At 72.9% G+C, this 12,210-nt stretch carries 9 protein-coding genes, 1 tRNA gene and 1 pseudogene; 6 read left to right on the top strand and 5 right to left on the bottom strand.

Features of this window, described 5'->3' with window-relative positions; genetic code table 11:
* Nucleotides 1–9: 9 nt before the first annotated feature.
* Entirely contained in the window at nucleotides 10–489 is a 480-nt protein-coding gene (locus AC07DU_RS11630) for a toxin-antitoxin system, toxin component (protein ID WP_392056609.1), read from the top strand.
* Nucleotides 486–1,655: an MAB_1171c family putative transporter gene (locus tag AC07DU_RS11625; RefSeq protein WP_479027691.1), complete on the top strand. Its 1,170-nt coding sequence runs from the start codon at nucleotides 486–488 to the stop codon at nucleotides 1,653–1,655. The genes AC07DU_RS11630 and AC07DU_RS11625 overlap by 4 nt, the downstream gene beginning before the upstream one ends.
* 25 nt (nucleotides 1,656–1,680) lie before the next feature.
* On the opposite strand, the gene AC07DU_RS11620 is transcribed toward AC07DU_RS11625, so the two are convergent.
* Nucleotides 1,681–2,457 (bottom strand): bestrophin-like domain, encoded by a 777-nt coding sequence (locus AC07DU_RS11620; RefSeq protein WP_453373175.1) that lies wholly within the window; start codon nucleotides 2,455–2,457, stop codon nucleotides 1,681–1,683.
* A gap of 98 nt (nucleotides 2,458–2,555) precedes the next feature.
* Nucleotides 2,556–3,137, bottom strand: a complete 582-nt coding sequence (locus tag AC07DU_RS11615; protein ID WP_479110869.1) for a hypothetical protein — start codon at nucleotides 3,135–3,137, stop codon at nucleotides 2,556–2,558.
* 109 nt (nucleotides 3,138–3,246) lie between these two features.
* Here AC07DU_RS11615 and AC07DU_RS11610 point away from each other — a divergent pair, with 109 nt between their 5' ends.
* The gene (locus AC07DU_RS11610) at nucleotides 3,247–4,965 is read left to right on the top strand and encodes a serine/threonine-protein kinase (RefSeq protein ID WP_479110867.1); all 1,719 of its coding nucleotides are present in this window, start codon (nucleotides 3,247–3,249) and stop codon (nucleotides 4,963–4,965) included.
* Between the two features lie 90 nt (nucleotides 4,966–5,055).
* Here AC07DU_RS11610 and metG read toward each other — a convergent pair whose 3' ends face one another.
* Nucleotides 5,056–6,771 carry a methionine--tRNA ligase gene (gene metG / locus AC07DU_RS11605; protein WP_479027699.1) on the bottom strand — a complete coding sequence of 572 codons (1,716 nt, stop codon included), beginning with the start codon at nucleotides 6,769–6,771 and terminating at the stop codon, nucleotides 5,056–5,058.
* Nucleotides 6,772–7,146: 375 nt separating this feature from the next.
* Between metG and AC07DU_RS11600 the strand changes: the two genes are divergently transcribed.
* Both AC07DU_RS11600 and AC07DU_RS11595 read left to right on the top strand, forming a co-directional pair.
* A complete protein-coding gene (locus AC07DU_RS11600) occupies nucleotides 7,147–7,866 on the top strand; it encodes a sigma factor-like helix-turn-helix DNA-binding protein (protein ID WP_479110865.1) in 720 nt (239 codons plus the stop codon).
* An 863-nt stretch (nucleotides 7,867–8,729) separates the two neighbouring features.
* Nucleotides 8,730–9,449, top strand: a pseudogene (locus AC07DU_RS11595) (IclR family transcriptional regulator domain-containing protein); the annotation flags it as partial.
* Between the two features lie 448 nt (nucleotides 9,450–9,897).
* On the opposite strand, the gene AC07DU_RS11590 reads toward AC07DU_RS11595, so the two are convergent.
* A tRNA-Leu gene (locus AC07DU_RS11590) sits at nucleotides 9,898–9,985 on the bottom strand.
* Between the two features lie 230 nt (nucleotides 9,986–10,215).
* Entirely contained in the window at nucleotides 10,216–11,157 is a 942-nt protein-coding gene (locus AC07DU_RS11585) for a beta-ketoacyl-ACP synthase III (RefSeq protein WP_360889121.1), read from the bottom strand.
* Between the two features lie 211 nt (nucleotides 11,158–11,368).
* On the opposite strand from AC07DU_RS11585, the gene fdhD reads away from it, so the two are divergent.
* Nucleotides 11,369–12,199 carry a formate dehydrogenase accessory sulfurtransferase FdhD gene (gene fdhD, locus AC07DU_RS11580; RefSeq protein WP_360889124.1) on the top strand — a complete coding sequence of 277 codons (831 nt, stop codon included), beginning with the start codon at nucleotides 11,369–11,371 and terminating at the stop codon, nucleotides 12,197–12,199.
* Nucleotides 12,200–12,210 lie beyond the last annotated feature (11 nt).

The raw sequence follows: 12,210 nt of genomic DNA, 5'->3' as shown, positions 1-12,210 counted from the left end.
GCGGAACCCATGGACCTCTACGCTGCCCTCTGCGAGGGCATGAGCAGGCACCGCGGCCGCCGGGTGGATTTCCGGATGGCCTCGTTCCCTCCGCGTACGGCGAGCGGGCTGTGGCTCGACATGGCGGACCGCGATCTCGTGGTCATCGAGGAACGCACCGCGCCGGACCACCAACTGGTGATCCTGGGCCACGAGCTGTGGCACATGAAGGCCGGTCACTGCAGCCACCACGTCGACGGCGCCGCCGTCGCCGCGCGGCTGCTGTCCGACGAGGCCGACATCGGTGAGGCGGTCCGCCGCGTCGCGGCACGCACGCGCGCCGACGTCCAGGAGGAGACCGAGGCCGAGACCTTCGGCTTACTGCTGGGCAGCCGGTGCCGGACCTGGCTGGCCGGATCGGCGAACCATCGCCCTCCGGCCCAGCGCGACCAACTGGCGGGCCGGATCGAGGCCTCGCTGGGCTATCGGGGGCACAGGAACGACCGTTGAACGGCGAGGACTACTACATCCCGGCGGCCGCGATGGCGATCTCACTCGCCTTCAAGCTGCCGGCGCTCCGGCACAACTGGCGCGACCCGCTCCTGCGTTCGGTCGTGACCCTGCTGACCCTGGCGGGAGCGGTGTTCACCTTCGCCGCTCCCCCGACCATCGCGGCGGTCAACCGCTGGACGGGGGTCGTCAACTTCTCCGCCCCGCTGGTGTACTGCCTGCTCACGGCCTTCAGCGCCTCCTGCCTGGTCCTCATGGTCAACTGGCGTGGCGGGCCGCCCGAGCGGACCCTTCGCATCTCGCAGCGCTGGATCATCGGCTACTTCGCCGTGATCGTGGCGCTGGTCGTGCTGTTCGCGCTCGGTGAGACGCCGGTCGAGCGGCTGCGCGACTTCGACACCTACTACGCGAACACGCCGTACATCAGCGCGATGATCGCCCTCTACCTGCTGGCGCACCACGTGGCCGCCGTGGTGATGGTCGTCCTGTGCTGGCGCTGGTCCATGCAGGTCCGTGGCTGGCTGCGGATCGGCCTGATGATCATCGTCGCCGGGTACATCTTCAACCTCGCCTACGACGCGACGAAGATGTCCGCGGTCACCGCCCGCTGGTTCGGCCACAACCTCGACGACCTGAGCACCTACGTCGCCCCGCCGCTCGCCGCCGTGGGCGCGCTGGTCAGCGCGATGGGCTTCGTGGTCCCGCTCGTCTGCCAGCGGCTCTCGGACCACTGGCAGACCTGGGCGACGTACCGCCGGCTCGGCACCCTGTGGCAGGAGGTGCAGATCTCCGCGCCCAGCGGCACGCCGTCCGTCCAGATGGCCTGGTGGACGGCGGGAGAGCTGCGGGTGATCCAGCGGGAGTCGGACATCCACGACGGCTTCCTGCACCTGGGCCCGTACTTCGACAGGGCCCTGCGCGACGGCGCCTACGAGAGCGCCGTCGCCGAGGGGGCCGACCCGGAGACCGCGCGGGCGGTCGCCGACGCCGCCATGGTCGCGGCCGCCGTGCGGGCCCGCTCCGCGGACCCCGAGGGCAAGACCATCGGGGACGAGGTGGAGACCCTGCTCGACACCGCCGACGGACCGCGCGATCTCCTGCGGATCTCCCACGCCCTGCGGCATTCGCCGGTGGTGCAGGCCGTCCGGCAGCGGGTGGCCGCCTAAGCGGGGCGTGGGGGCCCGGCCAGGCTCAGCCCGCGGCGGCCATGGCCGTCGCCGGGAACAGGTCCTGGAACGGGGCCGCCGAGTCGATCCCGGCCCTGCCGTACGGCGCGTCGAAGCTCCACACCATGAAGAGCAGGAACACGATCAGCGCGCTGAACAGCCCCGCCAGCAGCAGCTCCCTTCCGGAGCGGCGGATCTGCAGGGTGAAGATCAGCCCGACGGTGACCACCCCGCCGACGACCAGCCCCAGCCACACCACGGCCGGCAGCGTGGACCCGGAGCTCTGCGTCCGCGAGTGGCGGGCGTCGTCGGCGGCGGCGATGTGGTCCAGCAACGGCTGGTAGGCCTGCGCCTGGAGCTCGGTGGCCGGGCTCTGGTGGGTGACGTCGGTGCGCAGCTTGCCGAGCAGCTTGGCGCCCTCGGCCGAGGGGGTCTCCCCGGAGGTCAGTCGCGGCCAGTCCACCGCGACCGTGTGGGAGACGTAGGCGTCCACCTCACCGCGGATGCGGTCGCGGACCGGGGCCGGGTAGACGTCGGCGCGCTGGGTGACCTCGTACAGCGCCTGGGCCTCGCGGCGGACGCTGTCCTCGGCGGCGCCGCGCGCCTCCCAGACGCCCGCGATGGCCAGACCCAGCACGATCGCGTAGACCACGCCCACCATCATCGTCATGTACTCGATGACATCGGGGGTTTCGCTGGTGTCCTCGTCATCTGCGGCCCGGCGGTGCCGGATCGTGGTGATGGCGAGGACGACGGCGCAGACGAGCGCCATGGCGATGGCCAGGACCAGCCATTCGGACACGTGGTTTCTCCCGGTGTGGATCGGTGGACGGGTCGGTGCACGGCCCCGCGTACGCCCCTGCCCGTGCGGGCCGTACGGGGCGCACGCGCGGGCTGCGGTCAGCCGCGGCCGCGGCTCTTGGAACGGGGGCGCAGGGAGGCTGCGGCCAGGACGGCCGGGGTGGTGACGACGACCATGAGCATCACGGTGGACATCCCGTCCGGGCCGCGCCGCTTCAGGGCGACGGAGCGGTACGGACGCACGTGAAAGGCGCTCACGTGCGCGGCGGTGGCTCTGGGCGGGGGCGGAGCCCACGCTTCGGCCCTGGCCGGACCGTCCTCGCCCCCGGGACCCGGCGCGGCCGGCGGCGGCTGCGCCCGCCCGGCCCCGGCCTTCGCCGACGGCTCCGCCGGTGGCTGCGACGGCCCGGGCCGGCCCGGGTACGGCGGGGCGGCGGGCGGCTCGGGGGACCTCCCCGGGTGGTGCACGGTCGGCCGGTCGTCGCCGGGGGCGGCCGCCCGGACCGAGGGCCGCCCGGAGGGCCGTACGGCGGGCCGCTGCGGCTGCCCGCGGGGTACGCACAGGTCGAGGCGCGCTCCGTGGCCGTGGCCGTGGCCGTCGCCCGCCACCGCCACGTGCCCGTACAGCGGGCAGAGCGCCGCCACCAGGCCCGCACCGGCGAAGTACTGCCAAGCGGTCACCCGCGTCCTCCCGCATGTCCGGAGCAGTTGTAAGGCTTACCGCTGAAGAAACGATCAAGGCCGGTCTTCGACACGCGGTGGGCGGGACGAGATGCGGCATGATGTCGCCATGGGGACCGAGGGGGAGAACGCCCGTCTGATCGCCGGGCGCTATCGGCTGGACGCCAGGCTCGGCCGCGGCGGCATGGGCATCGTGTGGCGGGCGACCGATCAGTTGCTCGGCCGGAGCGTCGCCGTCAAGGAAGTGGCGCTCGACCCGACGCTGTCCGGGGACGAGGCCCGGCTCCAACGTGAGCGCACGCTCCGGGAGGCACGGGCGGCCGCGCAGCTCAAGCACCCTCACATCATCGTGGTGCACGACATCGTCGAGGATCACCAACGCCCGTACATCGTCATGGAGTTGGTGGAGGGCGGCTCCCTCGCCGACCGGCTCTCGCGCACCGGGCCCATGACCCCCGCCGAGGGCGCGCGGATCGGGATCGCGCTGCTCGGCGCCTTGCGCGCGGCGCACGCGGCCGGGGTGCTGCACCGGGACCTCAAGCCGGCGAACGTCCTGCTGGAGGCACCCGGGAGCCGGGCCGTCCTCACGGACTTCGGCATCGCGCAGGTGGCGGGCGCGACGACGCTGACGTCGACCGGGGCGTTCGTCGGGTCCCCCGAATACACCGCGCCCGAACGGATGTCCCCCGAGGCGCCGGTGGGTCCCGAGTCCGACCTGTGGTCGCTGGGCGCGCTGCTGTGCGCGGCCGTCAGCGGGGTGTCCCCCTTCCGGCGGGACTCCCTCGGCGGGGTGCTGCACGCGGTGGTCTTCGGCGAGGTCCGGCCGCCCGCCGCGTGCGGTCCCCTGCTGCCCGTGGTGCGGGGCCTGCTGGAGCGCGATCCGGCCAAGCGGATGGGTGCGGCGCAGGCGGAGACCCTGCTGCGGGCCTGCCTGGACGACGTGGACGGCGTGGACCCTGCAGACAGGGCGGACCGGGCGGACAGCGTGCCGTCGTACACGCCGACGCGGCGCAGCGTGACGAGGCCGGCCGCCGAGCAGGAGCCGGCTGCGGCCGCCGCTCCCGCCCCCACGGCGCCGCTCCCGCCCACATCCGCGCCCACCGTCGCGCCCGAGCCCGCGTCCGCGCCGGCGCCCGGGAAGCGCGGGCCGCGGGCCGCGCTGATCGCCGGCCTGCTGGTGGCCGCGCTCGCCGGGGCCGGCCTGTCGGCCGCCACGCTGCTCATGAACGACGACGCGCGCGGGGCGAAGACGTCCGCGAACGGGGGCGGAGGCGTGGGCGACTCCTCCCGCACCCCGACGGCCACGGCGCCCCGGGAGAAGACGGGGCCGACGTCCCCGTCGGTCACGCCGGCGGCCGCCCCCTCCCCCGACAACAAGCCCGCGCCCGCCGGCTACCGCATCGTGAACGACCCGGCGGGCTTCTCGCTCGCCGTCCCCACCGGCTTCACGCGCACGCTCGACGGTCCGCGGATCTTCTACATGTCGCCCGGTGAGACCTTCCGCATCGGCATCAAGGTGTCGGCCCCCGAGTCCGGCGGGCCGCTCGCCGTCCACCAGCGCGCCCACGCAGAGGGACCTGCGAGCAACCCCGGTTACCGCGACGCCGAGGTCGTGGCCGTCACCCACGACGACCGGCAGGCGGCCCTCTGGCGGTTCACCTGGGACGGCTTCTCGGCGGCCGAAGGCCCCCGGCACACCCGGGACCTGTGCTGGGAGGAGGGCGGGCGGCTGTACGACGTGTGGGTGTCCGCACCGGTGGTCCGGACCGAGGAGGCCCGCGGCTACTTCGACACCGCGGTGCGGACCTTCGTACGGACCGAAGGCTGACCGCGGCACCCGAACGCGACCGCGAACCGGAACGCGAAAGGGGCGCGACCTCGATCGGTCGCGCCCCTCACCGCGTCGTCACTCGAAGGCTCAGGCCTCCGGGGAACCGCCGAAGCGCTCGCGGTAGGACTCCAGGTCCTCCTCGGTGACCCGGGCGAAGAGCACCGGCGGCACCGTGAACGGTGTTCCGGCCGGGACGGCGTCCAGGGCCTTGGCCTGCTCCGGGGTGATCCAGGTCGCGGTGTCGCCGGCCAGCGCGAAGGAGGAGCGCATGGCGCGCGCCGAGGCCGGGATGAAGGGCTCGGAGACCACCGAGTAGAGGTGGATGAGGTTCATCGCGGTGCGCAGGGTGAGCGCGGCGGCCTCCAGGTCGGTCTTGACCTCCAGCCAGGGGGCCTTCTCGTCCAGGTAGGCGTTGCCCGCCGACCACAGGGCACGCAGCGCGGCCGCGGCCTTGCGGTACTGGAGCGTCTCCATGTGGCCCTCGTACTCGGCCAGCAGCTCGGCGATCTGCTCTCCGAGCTTCGCCTCCGGCTCGCCCGCCGGGCTTCCCGCGGGGACCTCGTCGCCGAACTTCTTGCGGGAGAAGGTGAGCACGCGGTTGACGAAGTTGCCGAGGGTGCCGCCGAGGTCCTTGTTGACCGTAGCGGCGAAGTGCTCCCAAGTGAAGGACGAGTCGTCGGACTCGGGCGCGTTGGCGATGAGGAAGTAGCGCCAGAAGTCGGCCGGGAGGATCTCCAGCGCCTGGTCGGTGAAGACGCCGCGCTTCTGCGAGGTGGAGAACTTGCCGCCGTAGAACGTCAGCCAGTTGAAGGCCTTGACGTAGTCGACCCTCTTCCACGGCTCGCGCGTGGCCAGCTCGGTGGCGGGGAACATCACCGTGTGGAACGGGACGTTGTCCTTGGCCATGAACTGCGTGTAGCGGACGTCCTCGGCCTCGTACCACCAGGACTTGTAGTCGCGGTTCTCCGGGTCCAGGTCGGACCATTCCTTCGTCGATCCGATGTACTCGATCGGCGCGTCGAACCAGACGTAGAAGACCTTGCCGTCGGCGGCCAGCTCCGGCCAGGTGTCGGCCGGCACCGGGACGCCCCAGTCGAGGTCGCGGGTGATGGCGCGGTCGTGCAGGCCCTCGGTCAGCCACTTGCGGGCGATGGAGGAGGCCAGCTGCGGCCACTCCTCCTCGTGTTCGCTGACCCAGGCCTCGACCTCGTGCTGGAGCTTGGACTGCAGCAGGAAGAGGTGCTTGGTCTCGCGGACTTCCAGGTCGGTGGAGCCGGAGATGGCCGAGCGGGGCTCGATCAGGTCCGTGGGATCCAGGACGCGGGTGCAGTTCTCGCACTGGTCGCCGCGGGCCTTGTCGTAGCCGCAGTGCGGACAGGTGCCCTCGACGTAGCGGTCCGGCAGGAAGCGCTCGTCGACCGGCGAGTAGACCTGCCGGATCGCGCGCTCCTCGATGAAGCCGTTCTTCTGGAGCTGGCGCGCGAAGTGCTGGGTGATCTCGCGGTTCTGCTGGGAAGAGCTGCGGCCGAAGTAGTCGAAGGACAGCTCGAAGCCGTCGTAGACCGCCTTCTGGGCGTCATGGGCCTGCGCGCAGAACTCGGAGACGGACAGGCCGGCTTCCTTCGCGGCGAGCTCGGCCGGGGTGCCGTGCTCGTCGGTGGCGCAGATGTAGAGGACGTCGTGGCCGCGCTGGCGGAGGTACCGGGAGTACACATCCGCCGGAAGCATCGACCCGACCATGTTGCCCAGGTGCTTGATCCCGTTGATGTACGGAAGCGCGCTGGTGATCAGGTGTCGAGCCATCCTCGGATGCTCCATTTCCTCTGTGCGGTGCGACGTGACGTGACGGATTGTGAATGCGGTTCATCGTATCGAACCGCCGAAAGGCCACGCGCCGCATTTGTTCATGGGTGGATAACGCAAAAGCGAGGGCAGTGACCTCTCCGTCACGGCCCTCGCGATCGGGCCCATGCTACAGCCGGACGGCCGCGCTCCAGAACGGAGACCGGAGGGCACCCGCACCAGGCATATGCATACGTACCGGCTGAGCCCTCGGGTGATCGACATCGATCACGAGCCGATCACCACCGACTGATTGTCTCCAGGTTTCCTCTCTGCGCCCCCCGAGTGCGCCCGCGCTGCTTTCCTGTTCCAGCGCACAGGGGATGAGGTGGAACGGTGAGCGATGGCGGACCGGAGGAGTCCGGTGGGGCCGTGGGGCTGCCGAGCCGGCGCCGCCGGCCGACTCCCATGAGCCAGTGGGATCCGGCGGCGCGCCTGTCGTACTGGGCCTTCCACGCCAACCGGCGGCCCACGTACATGCGCTTCGCGTACCTGCAGCTGGGTTCCGACCCCGCCGCGGAGGAAGCGGTGGACGCCACCTTCGACTCGATCATGGGCGAGTGGCTGCGGATGCTGCCCATGGACCGGCTGGACGCCTACGCGTGGACCATACTCAAGCGCTGCCTGGCCGAGCGGCAGGGCCGGCGCCATCCCTGGGAGCAGCAGCCCGAGCCGATGGACATCAGCGCCTTCGAGGCCGCCCTCAAGGACGCGCACGCCGACCGGTACGAGGTGCTGACCGACACCATCCGCTTCTACTCCGCCGTCTCCCGGCTCGCGGAACGGCAGCGGGACGCCGTGCTCCTGCGGTACGGGCTCCAGTGCACGCCCGGCGAGGCCGCCTCCGTGATGGGCGTCGACGAGGCCACGGTCCGCTCCTACCTCGGCCAGGCCCACCGGCGGCTGGCCCGTCTGCTCGACACGCCGGCGGAAGCGGACGAAGCGGGTGAAGCGGCCAGAGCCGACACAGCTACGGCCGCTGAAGCAGCCGAGGCCGCGGCAGCCGAGGCAGCGGCAGCCGAGGCCGCCGACTCGGCGGAATCGGCCGAGTCATGAGCCGGCACGAACGCCGACCGCAGCGGGACGGCGAGGTCACCCCCCGTTCCCTGGCCGAGTTCCTCGCCCGGGCCGGCGTCCGCGACCGCTACCGGCACTACGACCTCGGCGCGGCCGAGGCCCGCCTGCTGCGCGCCACACCGCACGCCCCTGCCGCAGGGCACCGCGCCCGCCGACGGCCGGCCTACGGCTGGAGCGATCCCGCCCGGGACTGCCCGCTCGACGCCGAACGGGCCCGGCGCGACCTCAAGGCCACCTGCCTGGCCTCCGTGTGCGCGCCGAAGGCCGCCGGACACCTCGACGCCTTCCTCGCGGACGGGCACACCGACCTGGGCGGAGCCATCGTCTTCGGCTGTCTGCTGTACCTCGCCGGACTGCGCGAAGGCGCCCGGTTCTGGTGGCAGTTCGCCGCCGGTTCCGGGAGCCCGCGCACCGCGGCGGCCGCCTACTGCCTCTTCCTCGACCACTCCCGGCGCGGCGAGCACCACGACGCCCGGCACTGGGCGCGCGAGCTCGGCCGCCGCGGTTTCCGGCCGGGCGGGCGGCGGGACCTGCGGGAGGTCCGGCTGTGCGCGCAGGCGGCCGTGCTGCGCTACGTCGACCAGTTGGACGACCCCGATCTGGGCCCGGTACCGCTGCCGCGGGCCGGGCTTTCGGGGGTGCTGGCCGCGTTCCTGCCGCCGCCCGTCACGGCCTGGGTCGCGGGCGCGGGCTCTGACGGCCCGGTCTCCGGCTCCGGCTCGGACTCCGTTGAGACGCCGGTGGCCGCGTCCGGCTGCCCGGCCGCCGCCGGGCCGCTGCGCCACCCCGCGGTGTCGGCGGCGGCCCGCGGGGGCGTCGTCCGGCACGGGACGGGCGAGGCCCTGGCGGAGGCCCGCCGCGCGCTGACCGTCGTACGGGTCCTGGAGCGGCACCCGCTGGGAGTGCGGGCCTCCCAGCTCGCACGGGAGTCGGGCCTCGCCGAGGGGGAGCTGCGGCCGCTGCTGTCGATGCTGTGCGAGGAGGAGTACGCGTACCGCCCGGGCGTGGGGGTGTATGCGAGCGGTCCCGCGCTGGACCGGCTCGCCGCCCCCGGCGGCCACGGTCTGGCGGGCCAGCTCCAGCGCACCCTGGCCCTGGCCCGGGACAGCGCGGGCGCGGCGGTGTACCTGAGCCGCTACGCCGAGGGCGAGGTCCGGATCACGCAGATGGCCGACGGGCCCGCGACTCCGCCGGTACGGGAGTGGGTCGACTTCCGGGCCGCCGCCCACGCCAGCGCGGTCGGCAAGTGCCTGCTGACCCAGCTCGACCACGACCGCCGCGCCGACCACGTAGCCCGGCACCGGCCCGCCCGGCTCACCCCGCAGACCATCACCGACAGCCGGGCGCTGTTCACCGCCCTGGACGCGGTGGCCCCGGGCGCACCCGTCTTCGACCTGCTCGAATACTCCCCCGGCGTCGTCTGCTCGGCGGTGCCGATCGCCACCGGCGACGCCGTCGGCAGCCTCGCGCTCTCCCTGCCCGCGCACCACGCCCACCGCCTGCGCGCGGCCACGGAGACCCTGCGCCGCAAGGCCGTCCCGGTGCTCCTCGCCCTGCTGCTGTCGGGCGCGATCCCGCCGGACGCCCCGGCCGCCGGCTCCCCGGCGGACTCCGCCACGGCCGAGCCCTCGCTGCCGGCCGCGCAGCCACGGCCGATGCGGGCCCCGGTGACCCCGGAGACCCTGCGCCACCTGCGCCGCCTCTTCCGCACACCGCTCACCGGCGTCACACCCGCCGCGGGCGGCCCCCACCTGGTCAGCGACACCAGGGCCGCGGCGGCGTACCTCTTCGACGCCGCCCCGACGACCGGCCACCCCCGCCTGTCCCTCCCCCAGACGTTCACGTCGGTGACCCCGGGCAGCCTGACCACCCCGACGGGCCTGGTGGTCCTGGAGACGTGACGAAACGACCCCGGACCCCATCAGGGGCCCGGGGCCTCGGATCACCGACCCTGTTCGGACGTCAACTGCCCGGAAACGCAAAAGAACCCCACCTGGGTGGGGTTCCTGCTGGTGTCCGAGGGGGGACTTGAACCCCCACGCCCGATAAAGGGCACTAGCACCTCAAGCTAGCGCGTCTGCCATTCCGCCACCCGGACTAGGTGGTCGGCCCCGGTTTCCCGCGGCGACATGGACAACAATAGCAAAGGATCGGCGGGGGTCCGACCACATATCCGGGCGGCGGTCGGCCGCCACGCCGGGCTGACCTGCACGCATGCACCGGCGGACCTGGCGAGACGGGGTGTCTCGTCGGGTGGTCGGTGTCGGTGGTCGGCCCCGGGGCCGCCTTCCCCCGCCGGGCCGGCGGGGGGAACGGCGGACGGCGGGGTCACGGGCAGCGGATGACCTGGCCCGCGTAGGAGAGGTTGCCGCCGAAGCCGAAGAGGAGCACCGGGGCGCCGGAGGGAATCTCGCCGCGCTCGATCAGCTTGGACAGGGCCATCGGGATGCTGGCGGCCGAGGTGTTGCCCGAGTCGACGACGTCGCGGGCGACGACGGCGTTGACGGCGCCGATCTTGGCGGCCAGCGGCTCGATGATCCGCAGGTTGGCCTGGTGGAGGACGACCGCCGCCAGGTCCTCGGGGGTGATCCCGGCCTTCTCGCACACCTTGCGTGCGAGCGGCGGGAGCTGGCTGGTGGTCCAGCGGTAGACGGACTGGCCCTCCTGCGCGAAGACCGGGGGCGAGCCCTCGATGCGGACCGCGTTGCCCATCTCCGGGACCGAGCCCCAGAGCACGGGGCCGATGCCCGGCTCCGCGCTGGCCTCGACGACGGCCGCGCCGGCCCCGTCGCCGGTGAGCACGCAGGTGGTGCGGTCGCTCCAGTCGGTGATCTCGGTCATCTTGTCGGCGCCGATGACCAGGGCGCGGGTGGCGGAGCCGGCCCGGATCGCGTGGTCGGCGGTGGCCAGGGCGTGGGTGAAGCCCGAGCAGACGACGTTGAGGTCCATGACCGCGGGGCCGCTGCCCATGCCGAGCTTCGCGGCGACGCGCGCGGCCATGTTGGGCGAACGGTCGATCGCGGTGGACGTGGCGACGAGGACGAGGTCGATGTCGTCCGGGGTCAGGCCGGCGCCGGCCAGTGCCTTGCCGGCCGCCTGGAAGGCCAGCTCGTCCACGGGCTCGTCCGGGCCCGCGATGTGGCGGGTGCGGATGCCGACCCGGGACCGGATCCACTCGTCGGTGGTGTCCACCATGGCCGAGAGGTCCTCGTTGGTGAGCACTTTCGCGGGCTGGTAGTGCCCTAGCGCCACCACGCGTGAACCGGTCATGGGCGGGGTCCCCCCTCGTACGGAAGTCAGGATCACCCAGCTTTGCCTGCTACCGGTGGGTACGTGTGCGCGTGACCCGACAGGATTCGGGGTCCGGAATTTGGAGATTTCCGAGGGACCGGCTGCCGGGAGCCCCGCCGGAGCCGCAACCGGGACAATGAGCAGGTCGGATGCGGGCGGGACGGACGAGAAGAAGGATGGGCTGATCACCATGGGACGGGTCACCGAGCGCCGTCGCGTCGTGCGGATCCGCAGCGGCGGGGTGGGCGTGCGCCCGGACACGCTGGTGGCCGAGGAGCCACTGGAGATCCGGCTGAACGGCAAGCCGCTGGCCATCACGATGCGCACACCGGGCGACGATTTCGCGCTGGCGGTGGGTTTCCTGGTGAGCGAGGGCGTGCTGGGCTCGGCCGGCGACGTACAGGCCGTGACCTACTGCGAGGGCGCCACCGAGGACGGCTCGAACACCTACAACGTGGTCAACGTGCAGCTGGCCGCCGGAGTGCCGGTCCCGGACATCACGCTGGAACGGAACGTCTACACCACCTCCTCCTGCGGCCTGTGCGGCAAGGCCAGCCTGGACGCGGTCCGTACGGCGACCCGCTTCCCCGGGATCGCCGCAGATCCGGTACGGGTTCCCGTAGAGGTCCTCAGCGAGCTCCCGGACCGGCTGCGCGCGGCGCAGAAGGTCTTCGACCGTACGGGCGGCCTGCACGCGGCGGGCCTGTTCACGGCCGCGGGCGAGTTGCTCGACCTGCGGGAGGACGTGGGCCGGCACAACGCGGTGGACAAGATCATCGGCCGGGCGTTCCAGGCCGGCCGGCTCCCCCTGACGGGCGCGGTCCTGCTGGTGTCGGGCCGGGCCTCCTTCGAGCTCGTGCAGAAGGCCGTGATGGCGGGCGTCCCGGTGCTGGCGGCCGTCTCCGCACCGTCCTCGCTGGCCGTGGACCTGGCGCTGGAGTCGGGCATGACGCTGGTCGGCTTCCTGAGGGGGCCGGACATGAACATCTACGCGGGCGAGGAGCGGGTCATCACGGGGTAGCGGTACACCGA

The sequence above is a fragment of the Streptomyces sp. NPDC045695 genome, assembly GCF_056432025.1.
This window is presented reverse-complemented; position numbering and strand designations above follow the sequence as displayed.